The following is a 24,767-nucleotide window of genomic DNA, read 5'->3' on the forward strand; positions in this document are numbered from 1 at the left end:
TCAGAGAAATCTGATTTTCCCTTCTAGCACCATACCGAAGTAAGTTCAACAGGCAGACTCAACGATGTAACAATCGGTGGCGTGTAGGTTCGACTCCTGCCTTCGGTACCTGGCTCTTTAGCTCAGTTGGTTAGAGCGTTCCCCTCATAAGGGAGAGGTCGATTGTTCGATTCAATCAAGAGCCATTAATTATATTGGGAATTAGCCAAGCGGTAAGGCAAGAGACTTTGACTCTCTGATGCGGTAGTTCGAATCTATCATTCCCAGCCAATTATATTATGGGTTTTAAAGCAAGAAGAGGTTGGTGCACTGAATGGCCACAGAATTCCTAGGTTCGAATCCTAGTAAAACCCGTCCTTAGCACCATATGCGCCCGTAGCTCAATTGGATAGAGCGTTTGACTACGGATCAAAAGATTAGGGGTTCGAGTCCTCTCGGGCGCGCTTTTATTATCCGGATGTAGCTCAGCTTGGTAGAGCACTTGCTTTGGGAGCAAGGGGTCGCATGTTCGAATCGTGTCATCCGGACTTTTGTTTATGTTTAGGTATTTCACTTTGCCCCTATGGTGTAACAGGATAGCACATGAACCTTCTAAGCTTAGAGTCCAGGTTCGAATCCTGGTAGGGGCGTTAGAACTTTTATAAGTTTCTAATACAACTAGAAGGAGTTTGATATTATTGACAAACCTTTATGATTTAGTGCTAGAGTACGATCGAGAAACGAAAGTAATCACAAAACGAATTGAGATTCCTTGGATTTATGATTATGATTTCAATCAAGGCCGACAAGACTGGCAAATGCCTTCTTACCCTGAAACAGCCTATGATGAGTATGCTAATCAATTCGTACCTCATGTACGATTAGGTGCAAGCTATACAAATCTTTCAGGGAATAAATTGCAACGCGGTACTTACCAAGGAGATTTATCTGCAATTCAAGTAGGTGACTTGATCACTCAAGAGATGCTAGATGGACACTACTTAGTTGGTGGAACTGGCACTCGTAGCCAAGACTATGATAAGGATAAAACGCAAGCAGCTTTATATGGTGTAACTGGAACTCAGTTTAGTCTTGTACGTTACTTAGCTAGCGCACGATTCTACTGGCATGCTACAGATCAACACGTAGAAGATGCATTTGCAAAAGGTCTTATCACAGAAGAAAATAAGATTAATATCTTGTCTGTACACAAATCATATTATCATTAATATCAAACAGGGGCTTATGCCCCTCTATAATGGAGCTGTAGAACAGTTGGAGTGTTCGTCTGCCTGTCACGCAGAAGGTCGCGGGTTCGAGTCCCGTCAGCTCCGCCATTTTATATGCCGGCATAGCACAATTGGTAGCGCAACTGACTTGTAATCAGTAGGTTGGGGGTTCGAGTCCCTCTGTCGGCATCTGCTGTGCGTCTCCCCTTAAAAGAAGTGTCCCTTCGGAGGCGTACAGTTAACAGGACACACATGTCGAACAAAAGGCTGATAGTAGAGAACAACAAACCAGTAGCCTTGTACGGCGACATGCCAAAAACCGTAGCATCTTACGAGATGTGGCGAAAGCTGTTAGGTTGTTTCCGTTCCTTAGCGAACAGAGTAGAAGTGTTCCGACACCCTACTTAAATTTATTTTTCACACACATGTATGACACCAACGAGGGCTAACGCCCTCACCTTTTATGGGTCGGTAGCAAAGTGGTTAAACGCAGTGGACTGTAAATCCACCCCGAAAGGTTCGATGGTTCGAATCCATCCCGGCCCACCATATAGGGGTATAGTTTAAAGGTAAAACAGAGGTCTCCAAAACCTCCGTTGTGGGTTCGATTCCTACTGCCCCTGCCAAAATTACATATGAAGGTGAACTGGAAATTGGAGACTGACTGGTAAAGAGAAGAGGCCGTGGGGTCAATTCCCCACCACCTTCCCAAAATACAGAGAGGTACCCAAGTGGCTTAAGGGGCTCCCCTGCTAAGGGAGTAGGCGGTAAAACGTGCGCGAGTTCGAATCTCGTCCTCTCTGCCATATAATAATAATAATAATTCTCTCCCTCAAATCACATTTAAATTTGTTACGAAACGTGTTTATCTCTACACTTAAAAAGGGATACGGAGAACCGCTAAATGTAGCGGTTTTTTTGTTTTATATAAGGAGCCTTTTCTTGTAGAAAAAACTACTTGGGAAGGCTCTTTTTGTCTTGATTTTTAATTTTTAAGTGCTTACGTTCTGAGAGGAGTTATTCAATTGATCAATTTATCCACAATTCATGAAAGCAACTTAACAGCATTTCATCGAAATCATTTTATTTTAGCGGTAACAGACTTAAAAGATACTTCTATTTTCAAAGACGATGACTTTACTAACGATAATCATATTTCAATCGAAACATGTAGGCGTCTCTTCCCGAATGCTAGTGAAAAAACTGTCGCTAGTCTGCTTTTAACAGCATTGCAGATGAAGATAGAGCAGGGAGAAACGCACTTTTTATTTGTCTTCAATGATGACAATAAAGAAGAGTCTCTTGATGTGATTAATGGTTTAGTTCATATCTTTGAACTTACTCCAACCTCTGATGAACAGGAAGCGTATTTTGACTTCTTAAAAACGTATGAAAAGAATTGGACACACATTCTGATTGCTGAAGAGCAACGCCTAAATAAGATTGGATCAACAAAACAACATTGATTTTAGTAAGAGGGAGAGGGTCTAAATGGCCAAGGTAGTTTTTTATTATGGAAGCATGAACAGCTCAAAGTCAGCACAGTTGATTATGACCGCATTTAATTTCGAACAACAAGGAAAGAACTTCGAGATCGTCAAGAGTTCTCAGGATACAAGGGATACAAAGATTAAATCTCGTGCCCTAAGTATTGAGATGGATTGCACACCAATTACTCATTTCACGGAATTAATTCAGATAGCAATGCTGAAAAAACCTGACTGGTTATTTGTAGATGAAGTTCAATTCATGGACAAGGATATGATCGATACACTTTCACATTTAGCAGATGATTTTGGGATTAACGTTATTGCTTATGGGCTAATGACAGATTTCCAAGGTCAGCTATTCGAAGGAAGTAAGCGATTAGTCGAATCAGCAGATAGTATTCGTGAAATCAAGAACCAATGCATTCATTGTGAGAATAAAGCAAATCGAAATGTGCGCCTAATAAACAACATTCCTGTCTTTGAGGGAGAAGTCGTACAGGTAGGTGGCAATGAGTCATACTCAAGTGTTTGTCGCCGCTGCTACAACAAAATAAGAAGAGAATCTAAATCTACTCAGAAACAATAGGGGTGATATAGCGATGGCAATGCATAAGAAATTGAGCGTTGGAAGCATCTTGTTTACTTATCATGAACCACGTTATGACTATTCGAATCATCGTTATGGTCGTGATAAGTACGTTGTTGAGTTCAAAGCTTTATACATTCATAACCGGCGTGAAAGAACGACTGGGGCGAATGTACCAAAATCACTAATACCTACGCTTGAAAAGTTAGGTGTTAAATATGAAACAAATCATTACGATCAAGACAGTGTTTGTGCTGTTGGATGTAGGAACTATATCTATAGCAGATGTACTTCAGCAATGCCTTATCCTTCAGTTGAGCAAATTAAATTCGCTCAAGAAAAACTTGAAAATGAGTTAAGCGCAGCAACTGCATGCAATGAAGGAGTCTCTTTAATGGAAATAGAATTTGTCCAAGATTTTAAAGAGAAGAAGATGTCTAACAAAGACGCTGTATTTTCGTTGTTAAAACCGCTTCATGACTATGTAGCGAATGAAACATATATATCAAATTAAAAAACCGGAGGTAATTTATTATGTATCAAAAACAATTAATCGTAGGTCGTTTAACTCGTGATCCAGAAAGCACTCCTTATGGTGAAAACACGGTTTGTCGTTTTGCTGTAGCTGTAGATGATGGTTATGGTGACAAAAAAACTACTGATTTCTTCAATGTATCTGCGTGGGGTAAATTAGGTGCGAACGTACAACAGTACACTAAAAAAGGTTCGGTTGTTTTAGTAGAAGGTAAGATGAAGTCTTCTAAAAAAGAGAATATCACTTATTGGGAACTTCGTGCAGATAATATCAAATTCCTTTCTTCTAACAATGATGGTGGACAAGGTAATGGTCAGCAACAACAGTTCCAGCAACAAGGACAGCAGCAGTTCCAACAACCTCAATATCAGCAACAAGGTCAACAACAACAGTTCCAAGGTCAAAACCCTTACGCTCAACAAGGGCAGCAACAATTTCAACAACCTCCATACCAACAGCAAGGACAACAAGGGCAATACAACCCTGAAATGTTCCCTGGTAGCGTGAACATTAGTGACGATGCTTTACCATTCTAAGGTAGGGTATTCGTTTCTTGAGGTGATTATATGAGTACTCAACGACGATTACGATCAGAGTTAAAACAAGGGCTTCATCAATTCATGATGAGCCTTTATAACTCTTATTTACAAACACTACCGCATGAAGAAGCGGTAGAACAAATCTCTCTTTGTTTAGCCGAGGAGTTTGAATACTTTACTAAACAAGCTATGAAACAAGAAGATTCTCTTGATCTTGGAAGCCTTATTAATAAGGTAGAAAAGCGTGCTAGGAGTGAAAGGGACTCTGCAAAGCAGTTCGGGTTGTATGAAGATGTGGAAGTCCTAGTGCGTGCACAGGAGATTCTCACAAAATACAACACGACGGAGGACAATAAATGAGCATTGAAAAATTAATGTCTACAATCAACAAACAACTTGGGGAAGATACAATCGGGTATTCAGTAAATACAGGTCCAACTATTAAACTTTTCTCAAGTGGTTCATTAACAATGGACTTAGCTTTGGGTGGAGGAGTAGCAAATGGTCGTATTATTGAGTACTTTGGTAACTCAATGGCTGGAAAAACAACATTGATGTTTCTTCATATAGCTGAAGTTCAACGTAAAAATGAAGGCTATGTTGCTTTCATTGATATGGAACATGCTATGAATAAAGAGTTAGCACAGCAGTATGGCGTAGACTTAGATAAATTAATCTACGTAAATCCAAAAACTGCAGAAAATGCTGTAGACATTGCTGATAGTCTTATTCGCTCAGGTGAAGTCCGTTTAATTGCAGTTGACTCTGTATCCGCTATGGTTCCTACTAAAATCGTAGAATCATCTGCTGAACAACAAACTATGGGTCTACTAGCTCGTTTCATGAGTACAACAATGCAGAAGCTAACTGGTATTGCTTATGAACATGACTGTACAGTAGGTTTCATTAACCAGATTCGTGAAAAAATCGGTGGATTCAGCCCTGCTGGTACACCAACAACAACTTCTGGTGGTCGTGCATTACCATTCTATGCTTCTCAACGTATCCAAGTAAAAATGGGCGAATACATTAAAGACGGTAATGACATTATTGGTCACTGGGTAAAAATTAAAGTTGTGAAAAACAAAATTGCAATTCCGTTTAAAGAAGCAGCGTTCCCACTTATTTATGGACATGGTGTAGACCGTATTGATGAAGTAGCTCAGGTAGCTATTCTTGCGGGATTTGTTCAGAAAAACGGTGGATGGTGCCGAATCATTGATGAAGAGACAGGTGAAATCCGTCAACATAAAGGCATTGAACTTAAGTTTAATGGACAAGCAAAACTTGTTGCATTCTTACATGAACATAAAGACCTAGCTGCTGAACTTGAAGCGAAAATCCGCGGAGTAGAAGTTGAACTTCCAGATGGTGAACGTGTAGATGAAGATGGTTATGGTGACATGGAAGTAGCACCGAAACCTGAATTACAAGCTGCAGCATAAAAAATAAAACAGAATTAGTCCCTACATGATATTTCCTACTCGATTAGGCTACATTCTGTAACATCTTGAGAGGTATCGAATATGACAATGTTACGTTCAAGCTTTGGTGGACACTTCGCAGGATCTGGTATCGTTCAAGATGCTGATATGCGAGATGATTTTATTATCCGTCGCGGTGTGAAAATTGATCGTGGAGTTTCATTACCCACTGATAAATTTAGCAGCGATAAAGAGGGTAAGAAAGCATTCGATGATTATTGCGAAGCTATGTCCAGCGAAGTAACAACATATAATATGTATGAACAAACAGAGCCCGTTGCTCTATAGTCAAAAAGGTAAGGCCGTTCACTAGGAAGTGGGCGGTTCTTCTTTTTGTCTGAAAATATAAAACAATTACATGAAAAATGAACTAAATGAATCTTAGATGACATCTATGTCATTCAAGACAATTCGATTTTAATTGAAAGTATAATAGCATCATAAGTTGCTAGACAAATTGGAGGAATAATTAAAATGTATATAGATAAAATGTTTGAAGAATTAAAAGCAAAGATGGTTCATGAATTACAACAGGTTACATTATCAAACTTTAACAGATATGAAGAATGGGCTAAACCTCATCACAGAATAATTGAACAGCTTGTAGAATTAAGCAAAATGAGTTATGAAGGCGGCGGTGTAGGACTAGATGTTGTATTAGAACCAACAGAAGTATTAGCACCAGAAGCAATTGTTGTTGAACCAGTAGAAATGGTAGACACATATCCAGTTGGACACGTATTTACTTTCCTTAAGAAAGCATTTGGCGGTGTAATTGAAGAATTAAAATATCCAATTCCAGAAGAGCTAGTTCGTAAGCTTTCTATGGAAAATGAAAATAAAATTGAAGTAACGGGTATCAAAGGTCAATTTCAAGATGGTTCACCAATTTATGAATTCAGTATCGTGGATCGGAAAAATGTTCCGAACCCTTATTTATCAGAAATCAAAATGGGTATCGTTGAGGAAATAGGTAGCCGATTAGTTGTTACAAGTACAAACTCTGGAGCTATTTTTGTAAATGAATCACCAGCTTGTTTATATATTAATGAAAAAGATGCAAACCGTTTTAAAATTTCGAAAGGTGATGTTATTGATGGGCGTTTCTACACAAATAACATTACAAACAGTTTCCGTGCGACATACAAATATGATACAGAAGAAATAGAACAAACAGCTTCTATCGAATCGAAACGATTAGTACATCGTCAAAATAATGCTACTGAATCAGAATTGGGCTTCTCCATGATAGATCGACTTGATAAAAAACCTTTTCTGAACAAAAAAATCCTTTTAGTAGGGCTAGAAGGTCGCATGAATAACTTTAAAGATTCGTTAGATGGAGTAGAAGAAATTCAACTTACTCATCTTACAGGAGATGAGCATAAACAAAAAATTCGCGCTCAGATTCTTAAGTCTGACTACGTAATTATTAGTACTCAAGAAAATAGTCATGATGCAAGTAAGTACGTTGCGAAAATTTGTAATGAATTTTTCGTTCCATGCAAATCAACATCTGCAGATGGATTATTCGGCGTATTAATGGATGTAAAAGAATTAATTGACCAACAAGCAGCTTAATAGGTGAGGGCTAACGCCCTTACCTTTTTTAATATGGGAGGAAAAGTTATGAGCAATATTACTACAGAAGTAAATCATTTTATGGTAGATGGGAAACTGGTTTGCGTGGTCACCACTTATCAGGATGGTTCCTTCCTATGTGACTCAAGACATGATGTTACAAGTGAAGTACATAAAGTTATTGAAGGAATTTCAGTTGGGTGATATAGAATCATTCACTATTATATAAAACAAAAAACTAACAAAAACAGGAGAGTGTTGAAAATGAATAAAGAATTGAGCTTAAATGGGTATGGTTATAACAAAGAGGACAGCAATCAGGATCAGTACCCTCAATTTGAACAAAGCGTAAAGAATTTCTTTGATATGGCTATTAATTCAGGTAAGAAACTATTCACTACAAATGTTGATGAATTATATGAAATCTATTTAAATAATCTACCTGCAGAAGCTCGTCAGCATTATACTTGTAACGCTTGCCGTACTTTCATTAACCGCTTCGGTGGTCTTGTTACTATCGATGAAAATGGAACTATGAATTCTGCAATGTGGAATGAAGATATTACACCACGTTTCTTCGCACCAGCCGTTTCTGCAATGAAAAAAGCGGTGTTAAATTCAAGAGTAAATGGTGTATTTATTCCAGATGCAAGAGTATTAGGTATTCCTCGTACTGGTGAATGGACTCATTTATCTGTCGCATTACCTCAAACATTAGTAAATCGTTCTGTAATTCGTACTGCACATCAAGTTATGGCTGAAAAATTAGAAGACTTTAAAATGCTTATCAGAGCATTAATGGAGTATTCAGTTGATGTAGTGGATCAAGCGGTAGGACTTTTAAAAACAGAATCTTTATATCGCTCAGAGAAGTGCTTAGGTACTGCTGAATGGTTTAGAGAAGTACATGAAAAACGCGACAATGTTAAAAACTCTCGCCATAAAGAAAACATTGTTTGGTTAGCTGTTGCTACGGCACCGACAGGTTTCTGTCATGTTAGAAGCTCAATGATTGGAACGCTTCTTGATGATATCGCTTCTGGTATGTCATTTGATTCAGTTAGTCGTCGATTTGCTGAGAAGATGCACCCATTACAATACCAACGTCCACAAGCAGCTCCATCAGCAGGTAACATTGCTCAAGCGGAAAAGATTGTTGAGAAATTAGGAATTCAAAAATCTTTAATTCGTCGATTTGCACGAGTAGATGAACTAAAAACAGAATGGACTCCTAAAGGTAAAAAAGAAACTATTAAAAATAGTGGAGGTATCTTCTCACATATTCAATCAAAAGATAAGAAGGAATTACCTAAAATGAATGTACCACCTGTCACTATGACATGGAGAAAGTTCATGGAAACAGTTCTTCCATTAGCAGAAGAAATTGAATACCAAGTTAAGAGTGTTGATAACTTCTCAGCTATTCTTACAGCTTCATATGAAGATGCGCCACCTATTTTACAATGGGATAAAGAAGAGCAACGTAATCCTTTCTCTTGGTATGTATACAGTGGAGGTTCAAATGCTAGCAAGTGGAATGTATCTACAGGTTATCAAAAAGTAACGGCAATTACATTCCAGCCGTCTATGTGGTATGACGAAAATGCTCATCAAGGAAAAGCAGTATTCCTTATTTTAGATGGAGCAAAAGATAATCGATTCAATAGTGCTGGTAATGCATTGTTCCCAGAAATCCTTAAATCAGAGTTACGTGAAATCCGCTCAACTCTTGAATCTTATTCTAAGGGTGCAGCTATTGAAGAGTATGACGAAGCTTCTGCTTGTGGCGTTCGATTGCAATATGGTGGAACTTGGAACGCAATGGTTCGTGTAACAACAAAAACAGGAACAGCAGTTTACAAGCTTGATCGTTGGGATTGATAATCTCAACAACTTTAAATAAGTCTCGGGTGATTTCGGTTACCTGAGACTCTTTTTTTCAACAACGACAAAAAACAAAAAAAACAACGAGAGAAAAAGGAGCAATATAAAATGAAAATTATTAACTTCGGAAGTACTTATAAAATTTACGGTGATGACTTAAAAACTTATGACAAACTACCAGCTGCTACATACAAAGTAGAATTCAATCCAAGATCAGGTTTCTCTTTAGAGAAGATTGATAACTTTGAATCAACGGAAGCAAAGATTTATGGAAGTCACCCAGAAAAAATTAATAAAGTATTAAAATCATATGAAAAATTTGAACGTAGCTTAGGTCTTATCTTGAGTGGTAACAAAGGAATGGGTAAATCTATGTTTGTTCAACTTATTGCAGAAGCAGTTGTTAAAAAGGAAATCCCGGTTATTATGGTTACAAAGGCATTCCCAGGGATTGCTGATTTCATTGAACAAATTGACCAAGAAGCATTAATTATCTTGGATGAGTTTGAAAAGATGTTCAATCCTCGTAATGAAGAAGCAGAAAAACAGGAAAACTTACTGGGGTTATTTGATGGTACTTCTCAGAAGAAACGTATCTATGCGATTACGGTAAACGATCTTAATAAGGTAAATGAGTTTATGTTAAGCCGTCCTGGTCGATTCCATTACCATATCCGATTTGATTATCCAACTGCTACTGAAATTGAAATCTACCTAAAAGACAAAATTGCTGAACAGTATCATGGTGAAATCAAGCATGTTGTAGCATTTGCAAATCGTGTAAAGTTAAATTACGACAGCTTACGTGCGATTGCGTTTGAATTAAATGAGGGTTATACATTCCGTTCTGCTATTGGTGATTTAAATATCTTAACAACAGATTCACAACGATATGACGTTAAAGTGATTCTTGATAACGGTAAATCTATCGAATTAAGAAGTAAGAGTATCAATCTGTTCAGTGAAACGATTCAACTTAGTGGTTATATGCATGGTGGGGATTACTTCTCTATGAGTTTTAACCCAGCAAATATCGTTGAAGAAACACATAAAATGCTTGTTGATGGAGAATTTGTAAAAGCAAAATTCCAAGATGAAGATGATGAGCCATTAAAAGGAATCAAAGTGGAGTCTGTCATCATTACACATGCAGCTGAAGCTGGTGTTAACTACAAATTTGCTAGCTAATTTATAAATAAAACAAAACATGGCTCTCCCTAGTGGAGGGCCTTTTTATTTGGAGGGAATTACATTGTCAACAACTGCTACTATCACAAAAGATTCAGAAGTACGTTTCACCATAGAAAACAAGTCGGGGTATTTAAATGCAGAACTAGGTATTCGCAAAGTGAAGCTATTCAAACCTTCTACCAAACAACAAGGAATAGGTATTGTTACAACGATGTTAGTTGATGCAGGGATTGGAGAAACCCGTATTGTCGTGTTCAACTCTAAAGAAAATTCAGGCGAACTTTACCTACGTGCTCCTCAATCAAAAAGCTTTGTTGGTGGAGAAGTTAAATTCTATGACGAAGTAAAAATCAATAAATCTTCTCAAGATTATTTACTTTCTCTATTGGATTCCTACGTAGAAAAAGAGAATGTTCAGCGAGTGAAATTACTCTAATTCGCGGGTTGACTTTCCTATTTCTAAATCCTTACGTTATAGCAAGAAAAGAAAAGGGAGGATGGAAATTGGCTTTAATAGATGATTATCAGAAGGATACTTTAAAACTTATCTTGGCTCAAGAATGGATTCCAGATAATCGTGCAGTATGGGAAGATGGATCACCAATTGCAACAAAACGAATTTTCGGTGTTGTTAATCGTTATGATTTATCAAAAGAATTCCCAGCACCAACAACTCGTCCGCTACCATTAAAAACTATCTTTGATGAAGTAGATTGGATTTATCGTAAACGTTCTAACAACGTAAATGATATGAGAGCGAAAATTTGGAACCAATGGGCATTTAAAAAAACAAGACTTAGATTCTCAAAAACATTTCCTTTTGTTCGATTAGAGAAAAAGGGTTCAATTGGTGAGGCATACGGATATCAAGTAGCTAAACCTATATTCGGTTACGACAACCAAATGGATTATGTCTTGGGAGAACTAAAACGAGATCCATTTACTCGTAGAGCAGTAATTGAAATGTGGAACGTAGATGATACAGGAAGAATGAATTTACCTCCATGTGCTCACCACTTACAATTTTGGTCAGATGGAAAGAAAACGAATCTGATTTTAAAACAAAGATCTCAGGATTTTGTTACAGCAAATGCTTTTAATGTATGTGAATACGCAATACTTCTACATATGGTTGCTCGTCATATTGGGCAAGAAGTAGGGGAATTGTTACATATTATCGGAGATTGTCATATTTACAACAAACACCTTGAATTGGCAGAAGAGCTTGTTAAAAGAGAGCCTTATGCCGCTCCTACTTTATGGATTAATCCCGAAAAAACAGATTTTTATAGTTTTACAGCAGATGATTTCCGCTTAGAAAACTATGATAAACACCCACAAATGAAAATTGAGGTTGCAGTATGATTAGCCTTATTGTAGCTGCAGATGAAAACAATGCAATTGGATTTGAGAATAAATTACTTTGCCGATTGAAGGACGATATGAAACATTTCATAAAAAAGACAAAAGGCAAACCAATTATTATGGGCTATAAAACCTTTGCTTCACTTGGTCATAAACCATTAAAGGATCGATTTAATATTGTACTTACTAGAAGCCCAATGGCTTTAACACTGGATCATCTGCATTTAGTAGGTGAGAATCTTGTTTTTGAAAGTTTAGAGTACATTCAATTCATGATTGAACAATCGAAAGATAAAGAGATTGTTGTTATTGGTGGTCAGCAAACTTATGAATTGTTCTTACCGATGGCTTCTCGTGTCTATCTTACGCGCATTCATCATTCGTTCCCAGAAGCAGATTCATACTTTCCTATGTTAGACAGTTCGGAATGGTCGTCTAAATTAGATGCAAAACATGCAGAAAGTGAGGATAATGATCATCCGTTCAGTATATATACTTTTGAAAGGAAGGGTTAAATATGTTAAGGAATCGTTCATGTTCATGGTGTGATGGCACCGGTATTGTGAAGAGTGGCTTTTGTAGTATGTGTAAAGGAAAAGGATATGTAGAAGTACTTAAACAAGTAGAAACTTCTTCAAAGAAGCAACCTAGTTTAGCTTGTCTTATTCGTTCTATTTCCAAGCATACAACTCCGGAGCAGTTTTCGAACATCATGAATGATTGTTAAGACTTACCCAACTAGAGCAAAGGCTCCTTGAAAAAGGGGCTTCCTTTCTTAAAAAGTGAATACCCTCAACAATTAATGTGAGGAGGGACTTATATGTTCCAGAGTAATCAAGGAGGAAAACAAATGACAGCAGTAACTACAGAAGCTCCGCCAGTAGAGCAAGACGTTGTAGAAGAACCCGTTAAATTAGAAAAGAACTATTTTGCGGAAATGGCAGGTATGGATGTAACGAAATACCTAGAAAAGAAAAATGGATTCTCTTATATGAGTTGGGCTCATGCAGTTGAACAACTTAAACGAAAACATCCTGATGCAAAGATTAATGTAAAACGTTTCCCTGAGCCTGAAACAGGTGGTCTTTTAGTACCATATATAAGAACCGCTCTTGGATACTTTGTAGAAGTAGAAGTTATCGTAAATGGTGTTTCTGTCTCTGAACCTTTCCCAGTATTAGACTTCCGTAATAAGCCAATCGCTAAACCTACAACATTTGACATCAATAACAGCATCCAACGTGCAAAGGTGAAAGCTATTGCAGGTCATGGACTTGGACTATATGTATACGCTGGTGAAGACTTACCAGTTGATTCTGATGATAAGGGGCCTAATCAGGCTCCTCAAAATTATCAGCAACAGAATTATCAACAACAACAACAACAACAGCAATATCAGAATCCACCACAGCAACAAAATCCTTATGCGGCTACAGAGCCACAGAAACACCAAATGCGTGATTTAGCAATGCAAATCGCAACCTTAACTTTAGGTGCAGGAGCTACTCAAGAAAATGTGGTGGCTAAGTTGAAGGATATTTATGGGCAATTTAAAATCACTTCAAACCTTACAAAGGAAATTGCGGATGTGAAAATTAATGAACTTGGGGCAGCGGTTAAAGCAATTCATGATAATCGTATGGTCCAACAAGCTCAAGTAGCGCAGCAAACACAATCAAATACCTTATTCAATATGCCACAGGCTCAATAATACTTGTTTCATGTGGTCTAAGTTAGGAATAGAAAAAGCATGATATGGTTCTTACTTCCGTAAATCGTTATGGTAGCTAAGTACCATATTTTCTTTTTCGAGGTGTTGCATATGTCCAAAGAATTTATTATGGATAACAAAGGGGCATTAATTCGTATTATTGTCTTTGCGTTAGCTTGGTTGAACCAATACTTGGTTGCCAAAGGTCAACAACCGTTACCTGTTGTAGGTGAAACGGAGATTGCTGCTGTTCTTACTTTTGTCGCGTCAGTAATGACATTGGTAAAAGATAATAAAGTAGCACCTAAGACGAAAGAACCCAAGTAATAGTGCCACCTTGTAAGACGAGTTTAAAAGCTCGTCTTATTTTTTTTGCTGACTTATTGACGAATCCGATTTAACTGCTTACGTTTCCATAAGAAGTTCAGGGAACGAAACAACTCAACACCTATAGTTAATCGAAAGGGGGAGGTAATTTGTTAGCTACAGTAGAGAATCCTTTGATGGGTACATTAAATAGTAGCCAACAAAGAGCAGTTTTAACAACAGAGGGACGAGTCCTTGTGTTGGCCGGAGCTGGTTCTGGAAAAACAAAAGTACTAACTACTCGTATTGCTTATTTACTGCAGCAGGGTGTAGATCCTTGGCGTATTCTTGCCATTACATTTACGAATAAGTCTGCTAAAGAAATGAAGGAACGAGTAACTGGTATGGATAGTCGGGCTTCTAAGAGCTGGATTGGTACATTCCATAGTATCTGTAACCGTATCCTATCTACTAACATTCATCATCTTGGTATGGATATGTTTACACTGATGGACGATACAGATCAAAAAGCATTAGTTAAGACCGCTGCTGTCCAACTAGGATTAGAAGCAGATAAGAATATTGTCTACAACCTTCTTTCTCAAATTTCATTGTGGAAGAATGAAGCGATTAGTCCTGGTCAAGCTCAGTCTAATAGCACAGGAGATAAAGAAAAGCTTGCGGTTTCTCATATCTATCAAAAGTATGAAGATTTAAAGGCTATTCATAATTACTTTGATTATGATGATTTACTGCTTAAGACAGTTCATCTATTTCAAAACAATCCTGAATTATTGGGTAGGTATCAGAATTTATTCCGTTACGTACTTGTAGATGAGTTTCAGGATACGAATAAAATTCAGTTTGATTTAATTGAAATGCTATCTCAAAAGCACGGAAACATTTTCTTAGTTGGTGACGCGGATCAATCTATTTACTCGTTCCGTTCAGCAAAGATTGAAAACATCTTAAGCTATCAGAAAATACATCCGGAAACTCAATTAATCTTACTGCAAGAAAATTACCGTTCTACTCAAAACATAGTTAACGCTTCTAACTCTCTTGTTGGTAACAACAAAATGAGATTAGAAAGAGAAGCATTTTCTGTAAGTGGAGTAGGGGATGACATTCATGTGTTCCGATTCAATGATGCATCGAGGGAAGCAGATTTTGTTGCCCGGATGATTGTAAATATGAAAAAGGCGACTCAATGTGATTGGAAAGACTTTGCTGTTCTTTATCGAATGAACTTCCAATCGAAGCATTTAGAACTCGCTTTACGTGATGAGAACATTCCATACAAGATTGTAGGAACAACTTCTTTCTATGATAGAAAAGAAATTAAAGATCTTGTTTCGTATATTCGTGCAAGTCATAACTTAACAGATGATTATGCTCTTGAAAGAGTCATCAATGTACCTAGTCGTAAGATTGGTAAAACAACGATTGAGAAAATCTATGCATTTGCTCATGAAAGAAGAATCCCATTCTTTGTTGCTTTACAGAACATTGATGAGGTAGCAGCGCTATCAAAGATTAATAAATCGACAGTTGCAAAGATTAAGGAATTTGCGACGTTAATGCAAGAGCTTAGTCAATTAGCATTAGTTGGTGAATTCTCTGCTACTAAATTTATGCAAACACTTATTAAGAAGACTGATTTTATGGGTCAGTTTGATAAGGAAAAAGAAGAAGATGAGACTAGAATCGAAAACGTAACTCATTTACGTGATTATGCTCGTCATTGGGATGCACAAGAAAAAGAAATAAATAGCTTGGCTCAATTTGTTTCTGAAATTACTTTAGATGGAGATTCAGATGAAGATGAGGAAGACTTTGTTACTTTAACATCTGTTCACTCTGCTAAAGGTTTAGAATGGCCTGAAACATTCGTGATTGGATTGGAAGATGATGTGTTTCCACATTATCGTTCTAAGCAAAAACTCTCAGACTTGGAAGAAGAGCGACGCTTAATGTATGTAGCTATGACCAGAGCTGGAAAACGACTGTACCTAACTCATTCTGCCTTTAAGTATGAGTATGGTTCCCAGAAACCGATTAGACAAAAACCTAGTCCGTTCTTGGGAGAGATTCCAGACAACTATAAAACGGTCATGATACAAACGGCTTAAGTCGTTATTCTCCAGGAGGTAACATCCAACATGAATATTTTAAAACTATTTAAAAACAAAAAAGTTAGAGGCTTTGAAGTGTTAAACGATTTTAAAGAGCACTTCGAAAACTTTTCGGTCTTAAAGCCAACTCGTAAGACACTTAACGCAGCAGGTTATGATATTGCTGCAGTCGGTGATTATGTTATTCCACCGAACTCAAAGGCTATTATTAATACAGGTTTAACTGCTTATATGAAAGAAGATGAGTGGTTAGCTTTATTTGTAAGAAGCGGCTTAGCGTATGGGAAGGATTTAACCTTACAAAATGCAACTGGCGTTATCGATGCTGATTTTTATGGCAACCACATTCGAATTCTACTTCGCAATGAAGGAACAGAACCATTTGTTGTGAATCATGGAGATCGTATCGCTCAAGGTATTTTCCTTCCTTATCTTACTGCTGATGATGATTATGCTTCAGAACTTCGCACTGGTGGATTTGGTAGCACAGGTGGGGTGAGCGCAGCATGATTATTATAGCACTTGAAGGTTTAGATAAGTCAGGTAAGAAGTCGCAGGCAGATAAACTACACGAAGCTTTGTACGAACGTGGCTACAATGTAGAACAATCTGAATTTCATCGTTATGATACACCAACTGGTGGGTTGATTCGTCAGTTTCTTGATGGAGAATATAACCCAGGGCAACTTGCGATTGAGTGTATTATGGCAGCGGATAAGTATGCTCAGCTTAATTGGTTCGAAGAATTAGCAGAGAAGTTAGATGTTCTTATCTTAGATCGATACTTAGTAAGTCAACTTGTTTACAGTACAGCAAATGGTGTTGATATCGATTTTACAGCTAATTTACTGGACCGTATGCCAGAGCCTAACTTCCAAATCTTTTTAGATATTGAACCAGAAGAATCAATGAAGAGAAAAGGAAAGCATGGCGAAAACGATAAGTACGAAAGCGATAAAGAATTATTAACAAGAGCTCGTGATCTGTATCTTCGTTATATGAAGTTAGAAGAGGAAGATGGGAATGCAATGATTTTAGATGGTACATTAGCCGTCGAAGAATTGCATCAACAAATCCTGGAGCGCACATTATCTCTATTAACAGAAAGTAAGGGGGAATAGTGCATGAATCCGATTGTTGACATGACCGCAGAACAATGGGCAGCTTATCGTAGAGAGTTAAATCAAAACACACAATCTATTCATATCCCAACGGATGTAAACCCAGCGATGGCTATTAGCATCCTTTCAAGAATAGACAGTATCTATTCAACCCTTCGCATTCAATTCTCGGATTTAGAATCATCCAAAGAGAGAATCGATTTAATGGTAAAAGAAATTGAACGTGTTGGTTTGACTGGAAAAAATGAAGATGAAAGAAAGCGTAACGCTGTTATGGAAGTAAGAAAAATTACCACACAAGAAGGATTAACTTTGTATGATATGCAGCGAGAATCAACAGAACGATACATGTTTATTAAAGGAATTTTAGATGTTCTTATTAACAAGCAAAATCGTCTAATAACAATCAATGGCTTACTTAAATTAGATAAGGATTTAATGGTTTCACAAGAATCTTTCTCTTCTTTAGGTAGAGCATCATAAAACTAAGGAAAGGAGAAACTTACGATGACGATTACGGAACACGCTGTCAGGAGGTATAAACAACGTGTAGGGAAAAGAACAGCTTCTAAAAAACGTGTTGTGATGCAAATAAATCGAGATCTTGCTCGTGATGTGAAATACAAAAAGAAATCTAAAGTTAAAGATCATTACATTCTAGTCACATCTAGATATCAAGCTGTTTGTTATAAGCACAGAGTAGTTACTATCACAGGATTAAATGAAGATGCTTCTAATTTCAAGCAAACATCTAGTTGCGATGAGGAGTTGAGTCTTGTTGCATAAGTGTAATGAAGAAACACATAACAAGTGTGAAAACTCAGCTCTCTGTCATTTATGTGATGGGGTTCGTCTTTACAAGAACAGTAAAGAGGAGAGAGAACGGAAACTAGAAGCAAGAGAAGCAAATAAACAAGCTGAGCGTAATGCTGCTTTCCGAACTTATAAAAGTGAGAAGAAAGAGGGCATGGCTTTTGAAAAAGATGTAACGAAAAAGTGGAACGATGCTTTCAATAAAGTAAATAAACAAACTGATTTGTTTAAGCAGGGTACTAAAAAAACAAAGATTCAAAAGCCTCGTATACAAGTTAATGAACCGGTAAAGGAAGAACCTCCTAAGCCAATAGAAAAACCAGTTCCTTCTATTATATTATCGTCAATGGGTGCCACACCAACAATGAAGAATAAACCAATCGTAGACGCAAGACGTCAAGCGAACAGCGGAGCTTTGTGGTATGCAAAAGGAGACATTAAAACCCAAGACTACTTAATGGAATGCAAAGAACGAGGTACTATCAACGCACGAGGAGAAAAATCAATAAGTATTCCGAAAGACTGGCTTTTAAAACAAGAACTCGAAGCTTTTCAAGAGAATCGCCCTTACTGGGTGATCCCATTTCGATACAAGAATGACGACTCTATTTATTTAGTAAAGTCATTTGATCAAGAGATCGAGATGTACCAACAAATGAGAATCCTAAGAGAAGAAAATGAGAAACTTAAAAGGCAGATTGAAAAGAATACTTAGAAAAATGACAAAGATGTCATGGAACGTTTATGTAAAGTTAATTGGTATATTAATGCGGAGTATGGCAGAATAAATAAAGTAATAGAACTTATACTTATTCAAAGGGGTTAGGGGTGAAGTACTTGAATTCTGCAAACTTAGGATGGTTTGTTTTATCTCAGACTATTTTAGGGATTGGTAACTATGCAATTATGTGTGCCATATTCCGTTTAAGATTCCATCGACACATTACTATAATTTCGGTAATTTCATTTTTAACTAGTGTGATCAACTACTCAATCTACTTTAATAAGCAGCATGATGGACTTGGTTATCTAGTACCGATTATAGGGATGGTTATATCTTTTCTTTATCTAGCAGCTGTAGAGAAGGTTCCTGTAATTTGGTCACTTGTAGTGACAGTTGCAGGAGGTGTGATTATTCCGCTGATTATTCAAATTGCAATTATATATTGTTCATTTGGATTCTTCAGCCCTCTTGAGTTAAAGGCACATATTTGGAGAAATTACGCAATGGATATCACCTCTGGTTTTATCTATGGTGTAATGGCATTCATTCTTTATTCTCAAGACTGGACTTTCAACTTTAATTTTGAAAGAATACGTTTTAAGCGAGAAAAGCATTTCGTAATAGCAATTTCTCTTTTTGGGGCAGTCTATTTGCCGGCGTCATTCTTTATGTCGCATGTAAGAGGTATTGATTTGAATCTAACATTCTTAGCTATTAGCTCTTCTATATTATTCATAATCCTTCTAGTATTTGCGATAAAAAAAGAAAAGACAGAGACAGAAATAAAATATACCAAAAAAATTACGGAGGTAGAAACCAATGCTTAAGAAAATAATTGTATGTCTTTCAACAGCTGTAGCTTTAGCTACGATCATTACAATTTCGAACGATTCTAAGGAGACAGTTGTGAAAGCAGATACTACTTATACACAACAAGCAGAAGCTATTACAAGCGGTATCTCTTGGTGGTGGGAGTAACAAAAAAAGAAAGCTCTAATCTTTATGATTGCAGCTTTCTTTTTTTGTTTATATATGAGTGAATAATCAGACTTATATGTAAATAAATAAAATGTCATCGAACGTTAATTCTATTTTAATTGGTATATTATTGATGAATATGTCAGAATTAACATCAGTCAGCTATGATATGCAAGGAAGGGTTTTAAAATGAGATTTCACGAAGAATTTACAAGGTGCGAATGTGGTAGTGCGTATCTGAAAAAAGAGATTTGCGTTCTTGCAAACTATGAAAAAGATTCGGCTGAAAAAGTAGTAGGTTTTAATGAACTCCCTGAAAAAAACGAGATCCGTTACACATGTTCAAATTGCAATAAACTCATTCATATAACAAGGGAGTAAATATAATGTCAAACAATGAAAAATCAGAAAAAAAATCAGATGTATTTCAAGAAACTTTTGGTGGGCTATTAGACGGTAACAAGAAAGAGCCTGATACTGTAGTTCATCAACCTAAAGAAAAATTAGAAGATGTTCTATTCGGAGCAGAAGAAAATCAAACGCTTTCTCATGAAGAAGTGGAGAAAGCAGCTGAAAACTATATTCCTCTTTCTATTGGAGATGAGCAGTGGGAGCAATTTGTGGGCAGAGTGCCTTTACCTCCTATTAATAGAGAACAAGAATCAAGAGCCGTATCTATTGGCTTACAAGAGATTCGAAAAATGAAGGAGTACATGTTATATATTCATCGTCATATGATAAATGAATTTAACCGTATTTATGCTTCATTCCCTATTCTCTTTGCAAAAGATTTTGAAGATAAATTTGGTACTGCCCATAAAGAACTAGTCACAATTATGGAAGACATTGAGCATTTAGTTGCTGGTGACATCGACCATGTAGAAGCAGTAAAGAAGGACTTCAAACTCATGCAAGTCTTCGAAGAAAAGCGTTTATCACTTCTCTATGACCTGTTAGAGCATTACAACAAGAAAAAATAAAAATAGATAACAATAAGCACTTGCCAAATCGATGTGTAAGTGCTTATGTTTCTACTTGGACATTTTATATTGTAATTTAAATGGTTTTTAAGGTAGAAACAACTGTTGTAAACATTGCGTAGAGGTGAGGTAGTTTATATGGAGAACAAACAAATCGTATCATACAATGCACAATCAAGAGGACATAAGACCAAGGGTAATACATACAAAGATCGTTACGTCGAGAATACATGCCCTGAGTGCCAAAATCCTCGTTCTTATAAAGATGAGTGGAAGACAAGAATTAAGTACACATGCTTAAAGCGTGCTTGTCGTCACCAATGGTTCGAAAAAAAGGAATTTCCTGAAGTAAAAGAATAAGAAAGCCAACATATAAAGAGTCCAATCTTTTTTTAGAGGGCTCTTTTTTTATTTCTCCATACCAATAAACTAGTAATCTTCTCACAACTATTACAGCAGAAATACAACGATGAGAGGATTTGATTCAACATGAAACAAAAAATCACAAAGGGCAAAGTAATACAAAACTGTTTGAAAGCAACAGCAGCGATCGTAGTGGCTAGCGGCGTAGGATTTCAATTTCACGAGATTCAAGAACTAAACAAAGAAGTAACAGCCTTAGAAAAGAATCACAAACAAACTGTCCAAGAATTGAAAGTCGCTAATGAAAACAACAAAACGCTAGAAGAGCAGAAGAAAAAAATTCAATCTGCTACAGAACAGCTTTCAGTTGAACTGGAAGATTTAAAACATAGCAAGGAAGCTATTGAGCAAGAAAAGCAGAAGTCTCTAGAAGATAATCAAAAACTTCAAGCAGAGAATGCAGAATTAGCTAAGCAAGTGCGCGAAGCGAAGGAGTCTGCCAGGCCAGTAAAGTCTGATAAGCCAAAGTCAGACAACGTAAAACCTGTTTCCAATCCAACTCCTAGTGCTGCTCCAACCCCATCTCCTACTAAGGATACTAGTGACAATGCTGGTGTTTCTAAAACAATTATGGGCGTTGGTACTGCTTATATGATAAACGAACCAGGAGTAACAGGTCTTACTGCTTCAGGTAAGAAAGTACAACCGGGAATGATCGCTATGGACCGTTCAGTTCCATTTGGTACAAAAGTAAGAATCACATGTGAATCTTATCCATCTATCAACGGTATTTATACAGTTGAAGATCGTGGTGGGGCTATCAAAGGTAACATAGTAGACATTTACATGACAGATGCTGACAGAATGTATGACTTCGGAAGAAGAGATATAAAGATAGAGTTTCTTAACTAACAATCGAATAGGAGGGTCCCGCTATTGTTTTCACTCCGTTTACAGGGTGACCAATTAGACATTCGTATTGAAACGAAACTATCTACTCAAATGTTCCGCGAATATACAGATTTCATGAGGTCACTACCGGGTGCATATTATATTGAGCAGGAATATAAGTGGATGGTTCCAAAACGTCATGTAGACGCCTTTGTTGAACGCTACGAGGATATAACCGCTTGGCACACAACTATTGAAAGTATTAAGGGGATTCAAGAAGTTTTACTTCCTGAGTTCCCGATGCTAGATGATTTTTCGGACTTTAAATTACAGCCATATGAGTTTCAGCAACAAGGTATTTCCTTCTTAACTCATGTCAAAAGCGGTATTATCGGAGATGACATGGGATTGGGAAAAACGGTGCAAACGATGGGCGCTGCTCATATGCTATGGAAACAAAGAAAAGTAAAAAAGGTTCTCGTTATTTGTCCGTCTTCATTAAAATATCAGTGGTCTTCAGAAATTGAAAAATTCCTTGGACATACTAATATCGTTATTGATGGTAAAAATACAAAAGAGAAAAATAAAGCTTTCCTTAAATTCATTAATGGTGATTACTTATTTGGTATCGTCAATTATGAATTAGTCAGAAGCATGAGTGATATGATGAAGGAATTTCATTATGATGTAATTATTGCCGATGAAGCCCATCGATTAAAAAATAGGGGTTCTATCACCTATAAAGCTGTTAATGCATTACCTTCTACATATCGATTCGCAAGTACTGGCACACCACTTCAAAACAACGTAGAAGAACTATATGCTTTAGTTGAATGGGTGCAGCCGGGACTACTAGGTAAGGTTACCGAATTCAGAAAGAAATACATTGTGTATGCTTCTAAGTTTGGTAGACGTTTTGTTCCAATTGGGAACAAGCGACTGGGTGAACTTCGTCGTTCTATTTCTCCTTACATGTTACGTCGATTAAAGAAAGACGTTGCACAAGACTTACCGCCAATGATTTTCCATCGTCGAGATGTTGAAATGAATAATGCTCAAGCCAATCTATACAACAAGATTCAGGAAGATTTCCTAACTCTATTAGAAGAGTTGTCTTCCCAACAAGTAAATGGTCAATATGACCAAGAAGGCAATTGGGTTGAAGAGAAGCGTAAGAAGGAAGATCAAGTGCTAGGATACTTGTACATGATGGTTGCTTCATCAGACCACCCTGCTTTGCTCCAGATGGGGCAAAGTGGTATGTCTAAGCATTACCTAGAACATATTCCGGAAAACGTTAAATCTCCGAAACTGACAGAGCTAGTGGATATATGCAAAGAGCGTATAGAAGCAGGCATAAATAAAATTGTTATCTTTACTCAATTTGCTAAAATGCAAACCCTTATAGATGAAGAGCTGAGTACACTAGGTAAGGTAGCGTTACTAAATGGATCAATGTCTTCTGCTCAACGACAAGAGCAGTTAGAAACGTTCAAGGCAGATCCTGAGTATAAATTCTTTGTACTAACAGATGCAGGGAACTACGGTTTGAATATCCAATTTGCTAATACACTTATTAATTATGATTCTCCGTGGAATCCAGCCACATTTGAACAACGGGCGGGGCGTGTACACCGTATTGGTTCTACACACAACGTAGTTGATATTATTAGCTTGGTAACAATGGGAACGATTGATGAAAAAATCCAAGAAACATTAGAAGAAAAACGTAAGCTTGGTGTAGCTGTTATTGAACGCAACCAATCTGAGCGAAGCATGATGAATGGATTAATTGCTTCTATTAAAAAGAAACCAATTGCAAAAGCTGCTTAATAAGACAAGGAGAGGGTTAACACCCTCTCTTTTTTTTGTTTTATAAAAATAATGGGAGAGGTGGAAAAAAATGAGTAAGGCATTAAGAGAGAAATCATTGTATCCTATATTTACTGAACAAAATTTCAGGGACTTCATTACAAAAGATAAAGAGTCTGTATGGGAATGTCAGGTTACGTCAACATACTCATCCGATAGGTTAGAGGAAGTAGCAATCCTAAAGCTTGCTGTAAAAGATGCTAAAGCAATTCCTTTTATTGTTATCAGATACAATAAGGATGTTTACACAGCTAAGAGCTTTGGCAGATTTAATAATTATTTAGAAGTTGATGGTGTTTACCTGATAGATAAGGATGCTATTATATTTGTTTCTGATTATCGCTCAAAAGAAATTAGGCCGTTGGTTGATAATATGAAAATATATACAGCAGAAGAATTAGACGAGGAGATGGAGGAACATCTTCAACAAGGTTTAAAAGAAGCAGTTGCTATGAAAAGAATGCTAGGTGTCGAACCAGACAAAGGTTATGAGTATGAAAGCTCTGTTCTGGATTGGTATGTGAATGGAAAGAAACCTATTGATTTCATTTGTAGAAACACAACATTTACTAAAGCATTTACAAATGAGGGCAAACTTAAATACATGATTAAATATATTCGCGGAGAAGATATTATAAAAGACGGTTTGCAGAATATAAATATAGACAAATATGCAGAGGTTCTTGAGTTTGTTGAACAGAAATTTAACGAATATGACAAAAGCGAAGAAATTAAGCGCAACATAGAATTATTCCGTATTCTAAAAGAGGATTTGTCAAATGCAGTTACTGTAAATATTACTAAAAAAGATGGTACAACTATAAAAGTTGAAAACAGCGTAAGGCATTGGGATAGCACATACAAGGTTGGACGTTATGATAAGGAAGTATATTTTACAGATATTGATTGCATTACATACAAAAAGAAAATTTATGGAAAATTAAATCCAACTACCATTTAAGTTCTTTCTTCTTGCAGGATTTTTCATGTTACGCTAAAATACGTTGCAC

General features: G+C 36.9%; 31 protein-coding genes and 11 tRNA genes. All 42 read left to right on the forward strand.

All coding sequences use genetic code 11. From position 1 onward, the window contains the following. The first annotated feature begins 33 nt into the window (after nucleotides 1-33). The 42 genes from ASE54_RS36010 to ASE54_RS28680 all read left to right on the forward strand — a co-directional run bounded on the left by ASE54_RS36010 (nucleotide 34) and on the right by ASE54_RS28680 (nucleotide 24,718). A tRNA-Leu gene (locus ASE54_RS36010) sits at nucleotides 34-108 on the forward strand. Nucleotides 109-111: 3 nt separating this feature from the next. Continuing rightward, nucleotides 112-185 (forward strand) — tRNA-Met (locus ASE54_RS28485). A gap of 10 nt (nucleotides 186-195) precedes the next feature. Further along, a tRNA-Gln gene (locus tag ASE54_RS28490) sits at nucleotides 196-270 on the forward strand. A gap of 99 nt (nucleotides 271-369) precedes the next feature. Continuing rightward, a tRNA-Arg gene (locus tag ASE54_RS28495) sits at nucleotides 370-443 on the forward strand. Nucleotides 444-453: 10 nt separating this feature from the next. Beyond that, a tRNA-Pro gene (locus ASE54_RS28500) sits at nucleotides 454-527 on the forward strand. A 29-nt stretch (nucleotides 528-556) separates the two neighbouring features. Further along, a tRNA-Arg gene (locus ASE54_RS28505) sits at nucleotides 557-629 on the forward strand. Nucleotides 630-677: 48 nt separating this feature from the next. Next, nucleotides 678-1,208, forward strand: a complete 531-nt coding sequence (locus ASE54_RS28510) for a hypothetical protein (RefSeq protein ID WP_000183534.1) — start codon at nucleotides 678-680, stop codon at nucleotides 1,206-1,208. 31 nt (nucleotides 1,209-1,239) lie between these two features. Further along, a tRNA-Asp gene (locus ASE54_RS28515) sits at nucleotides 1,240-1,316 on the forward strand. 8 nt (nucleotides 1,317-1,324) lie between these two features. Beyond that, nucleotides 1,325-1,397, forward strand: a tRNA-Thr gene (locus ASE54_RS28520). A 276-nt stretch (nucleotides 1,398-1,673) separates the two neighbouring features. Further along, a tRNA-Tyr gene (locus ASE54_RS28525) sits at nucleotides 1,674-1,757 on the forward strand. A gap of 3 nt (nucleotides 1,758-1,760) precedes the next feature. Then, nucleotides 1,761-1,834, forward strand: a tRNA-Trp gene (locus tag ASE54_RS28530). Nucleotides 1,835-1,925: 91 nt separating this feature from the next. Next, nucleotides 1,926-2,014, forward strand: a tRNA-Ser gene (locus ASE54_RS28535). Nucleotides 2,015-2,233: 219 nt separating this feature from the next. Then, nucleotides 2,234-2,674 carry a hypothetical protein gene (locus ASE54_RS28540; protein ID WP_000609242.1) on the forward strand — a complete coding sequence of 147 codons (441 nt, stop codon included), beginning with the start codon at nucleotides 2,234-2,236 and terminating at the stop codon, nucleotides 2,672-2,674. A 25-nt stretch (nucleotides 2,675-2,699) separates the two neighbouring features. Beyond that, nucleotides 2,700-3,284, forward strand: a complete 585-nt coding sequence (locus ASE54_RS28545; RefSeq protein ID WP_001151669.1) for a thymidine kinase — start codon at nucleotides 2,700-2,702, stop codon at nucleotides 3,282-3,284. Between the two features lie 13 nt (nucleotides 3,285-3,297). Beyond that, nucleotides 3,298-3,798, forward strand: coding sequence for a hypothetical protein (locus tag ASE54_RS28550; RefSeq protein ID WP_001240705.1), 501 nt, complete (start codon nucleotides 3,298-3,300; stop codon nucleotides 3,796-3,798). A 20-nt stretch (nucleotides 3,799-3,818) separates the two neighbouring features. Continuing rightward, nucleotides 3,819-4,355, forward strand: a complete 537-nt coding sequence (locus ASE54_RS28555; protein WP_000284404.1) for a single-stranded DNA-binding protein — start codon at nucleotides 3,819-3,821, stop codon at nucleotides 4,353-4,355. Nucleotides 4,356-4,385: 30 nt separating this feature from the next. After that, complete coding sequence (locus ASE54_RS28560; protein WP_000107273.1) at nucleotides 4,386-4,718, forward strand: hypothetical protein; 333 nt, start codon at nucleotides 4,386-4,388, stop codon at nucleotides 4,716-4,718. Then, on the forward strand, nucleotides 4,715-5,803 hold the full coding sequence (locus ASE54_RS28565) for a recombinase RecA (protein WP_000021196.1): 1,089 nt from the start codon (nucleotides 4,715-4,717) through the stop codon (nucleotides 5,801-5,803). Before ASE54_RS28560 ends, ASE54_RS28565 begins: the two co-directional genes overlap by 4 nt. 81 nt (nucleotides 5,804-5,884) lie before the next feature. Then, nucleotides 5,885-6,130, forward strand: a complete 246-nt coding sequence (locus ASE54_RS28570; protein ID WP_000178252.1) for a hypothetical protein — start codon at nucleotides 5,885-5,887, stop codon at nucleotides 6,128-6,130. A gap of 186 nt (nucleotides 6,131-6,316) precedes the next feature. After that, the gene (locus tag ASE54_RS28575; protein WP_000275048.1) at nucleotides 6,317-7,423 is read left to right on the forward strand and encodes a hypothetical protein; all 1,107 of its coding nucleotides are present in this window, start codon (nucleotides 6,317-6,319) and stop codon (nucleotides 7,421-7,423) included. A 48-nt stretch (nucleotides 7,424-7,471) separates the two neighbouring features. Continuing rightward, nucleotides 7,472-7,627 (forward strand): hypothetical protein, encoded by a 156-nt coding sequence (locus ASE54_RS36015; protein ID WP_153587191.1) that lies wholly within the window; start codon nucleotides 7,472-7,474, stop codon nucleotides 7,625-7,627. A gap of 60 nt (nucleotides 7,628-7,687) precedes the next feature. Next, nucleotides 7,688-9,304, forward strand: coding sequence for a hypothetical protein (locus ASE54_RS28580; RefSeq protein ID WP_001031181.1), 1,617 nt, complete (start codon nucleotides 7,688-7,690; stop codon nucleotides 9,302-9,304). A gap of 111 nt (nucleotides 9,305-9,415) precedes the next feature. Further along, nucleotides 9,416-10,495, forward strand: a complete 1,080-nt coding sequence (locus ASE54_RS28585; protein ID WP_000691718.1) for an ATP-binding protein — start codon at nucleotides 9,416-9,418, stop codon at nucleotides 10,493-10,495. A 49-nt stretch (nucleotides 10,496-10,544) separates the two neighbouring features. Then, complete coding sequence (locus ASE54_RS28590) at nucleotides 10,545-10,934, forward strand: hypothetical protein (protein ID WP_000398537.1); 390 nt, start codon at nucleotides 10,545-10,547, stop codon at nucleotides 10,932-10,934. A 68-nt stretch (nucleotides 10,935-11,002) separates the two neighbouring features. Further along, nucleotides 11,003-11,863: a thymidylate synthase gene (gene thyA / locus ASE54_RS28595; protein ID WP_001173852.1), complete on the forward strand. Its 861-nt coding sequence runs from the start codon at nucleotides 11,003-11,005 to the stop codon at nucleotides 11,861-11,863. Next, nucleotides 11,860-12,378 (forward strand): dihydrofolate reductase, encoded by a 519-nt coding sequence (locus tag ASE54_RS28600; RefSeq protein ID WP_000624473.1) that lies wholly within the window; start codon nucleotides 11,860-11,862, stop codon nucleotides 12,376-12,378. Before thyA ends, ASE54_RS28600 begins: the two co-directional genes overlap by 4 nt. 2 nt (nucleotides 12,379-12,380) lie before the next feature. Beyond that, complete coding sequence (locus ASE54_RS28605; RefSeq protein WP_000945823.1) at nucleotides 12,381-12,590, forward strand: hypothetical protein; 210 nt, start codon at nucleotides 12,381-12,383, stop codon at nucleotides 12,588-12,590. 123 nt (nucleotides 12,591-12,713) lie between these two features. Then, nucleotides 12,714-13,574 (forward strand): DUF1071 domain-containing protein, encoded by an 861-nt coding sequence (locus tag ASE54_RS28610; protein WP_003254310.1) that lies wholly within the window; start codon nucleotides 12,714-12,716, stop codon nucleotides 13,572-13,574. A 129-nt stretch (nucleotides 13,575-13,703) separates the two neighbouring features. Continuing rightward, nucleotides 13,704-13,901 carry a phage holin gene (locus ASE54_RS28615; protein ID WP_003254307.1) on the forward strand — a complete coding sequence of 66 codons (198 nt, stop codon included), beginning with the start codon at nucleotides 13,704-13,706 and terminating at the stop codon, nucleotides 13,899-13,901. A 149-nt stretch (nucleotides 13,902-14,050) separates the two neighbouring features. Next, entirely contained in the window at nucleotides 14,051-16,012 is a 1,962-nt protein-coding gene (locus ASE54_RS28620) for an ATP-dependent helicase (RefSeq protein ID WP_000881565.1), read from the forward strand. Between the two features lie 30 nt (nucleotides 16,013-16,042). Beyond that, entirely contained in the window at nucleotides 16,043-16,525 is a 483-nt protein-coding gene (locus ASE54_RS28625; protein WP_001023489.1) for a dUTP diphosphatase, read from the forward strand. Further along, a complete protein-coding gene (gene tmk / locus ASE54_RS28630; RefSeq protein ID WP_000583728.1) occupies nucleotides 16,522-17,136 on the forward strand; it encodes a dTMP kinase in 615 nt (204 codons plus the stop codon). The genes ASE54_RS28625 and tmk overlap by 4 nt, the downstream gene beginning before the upstream one ends. A 3-nt stretch (nucleotides 17,137-17,139) precedes the next feature. Beyond that, nucleotides 17,140-17,619, forward strand: a complete 480-nt coding sequence (locus ASE54_RS28635; RefSeq protein ID WP_001068334.1) for a hypothetical protein — start codon at nucleotides 17,140-17,142, stop codon at nucleotides 17,617-17,619. 24 nt (nucleotides 17,620-17,643) lie between these two features. Further along, entirely contained in the window at nucleotides 17,644-17,922 is a 279-nt protein-coding gene (locus ASE54_RS28640) for a hypothetical protein (RefSeq protein ID WP_000156298.1), read from the forward strand. Next, nucleotides 17,915-18,664 (forward strand): hypothetical protein, encoded by a 750-nt coding sequence (locus ASE54_RS28645; RefSeq protein ID WP_000548555.1) that lies wholly within the window; start codon nucleotides 17,915-17,917, stop codon nucleotides 18,662-18,664. Before ASE54_RS28640 ends, ASE54_RS28645 begins: the two co-directional genes overlap by 8 nt. 113 nt (nucleotides 18,665-18,777) lie before the next feature. Further along, the gene (locus ASE54_RS28650) at nucleotides 18,778-19,500 is read left to right on the forward strand and encodes a hypothetical protein (protein WP_003254302.1); all 723 of its coding nucleotides are present in this window, start codon (nucleotides 18,778-18,780) and stop codon (nucleotides 19,498-19,500) included. Continuing rightward, nucleotides 19,493-19,651, forward strand: coding sequence for a hypothetical protein (locus tag ASE54_RS36020; protein ID WP_153587192.1), 159 nt, complete (start codon nucleotides 19,493-19,495; stop codon nucleotides 19,649-19,651). Before ASE54_RS28650 ends, ASE54_RS36020 begins: the two co-directional genes overlap by 8 nt. A 386-nt stretch (nucleotides 19,652-20,037) precedes the next feature. Then, on the forward strand, nucleotides 20,038-20,631 hold the full coding sequence (locus ASE54_RS28660; RefSeq protein WP_000069271.1) for a hypothetical protein: 594 nt from the start codon (nucleotides 20,038-20,040) through the stop codon (nucleotides 20,629-20,631). A 138-nt stretch (nucleotides 20,632-20,769) separates the two neighbouring features. Continuing rightward, nucleotides 20,770-20,991: a hypothetical protein gene (locus ASE54_RS28665; protein WP_000428644.1), complete on the forward strand. Its 222-nt coding sequence runs from the start codon at nucleotides 20,770-20,772 to the stop codon at nucleotides 20,989-20,991. A gap of 129 nt (nucleotides 20,992-21,120) precedes the next feature. Beyond that, the gene (locus ASE54_RS28670) at nucleotides 21,121-21,906 is read left to right on the forward strand and encodes a 3D domain-containing protein (RefSeq protein WP_000810531.1); all 786 of its coding nucleotides are present in this window, start codon (nucleotides 21,121-21,123) and stop codon (nucleotides 21,904-21,906) included. A 24-nt stretch (nucleotides 21,907-21,930) separates the two neighbouring features. Then, on the forward strand, nucleotides 21,931-23,718 hold the full coding sequence (locus ASE54_RS28675; RefSeq protein ID WP_003254300.1) for a DEAD/DEAH box helicase: 1,788 nt from the start codon (nucleotides 21,931-21,933) through the stop codon (nucleotides 23,716-23,718). A 70-nt stretch (nucleotides 23,719-23,788) separates the two neighbouring features. Further along, nucleotides 23,789-24,718: a hypothetical protein gene (locus ASE54_RS28680; RefSeq protein ID WP_000030416.1), complete on the forward strand. Its 930-nt coding sequence runs from the start codon at nucleotides 23,789-23,791 to the stop codon at nucleotides 24,716-24,718. Nucleotides 24,719-24,767 lie beyond the last annotated feature (49 nt).

Origin of the sequence: Bacillus sp. Root131, assembly GCF_001429475.1 — a bacterium.
In the GTDB taxonomy this organism is placed as follows: Bacteria; Bacillota; Bacilli; order Bacillales; family Bacillaceae_G; genus Bacillus_A; species Bacillus_A thuringiensis_S.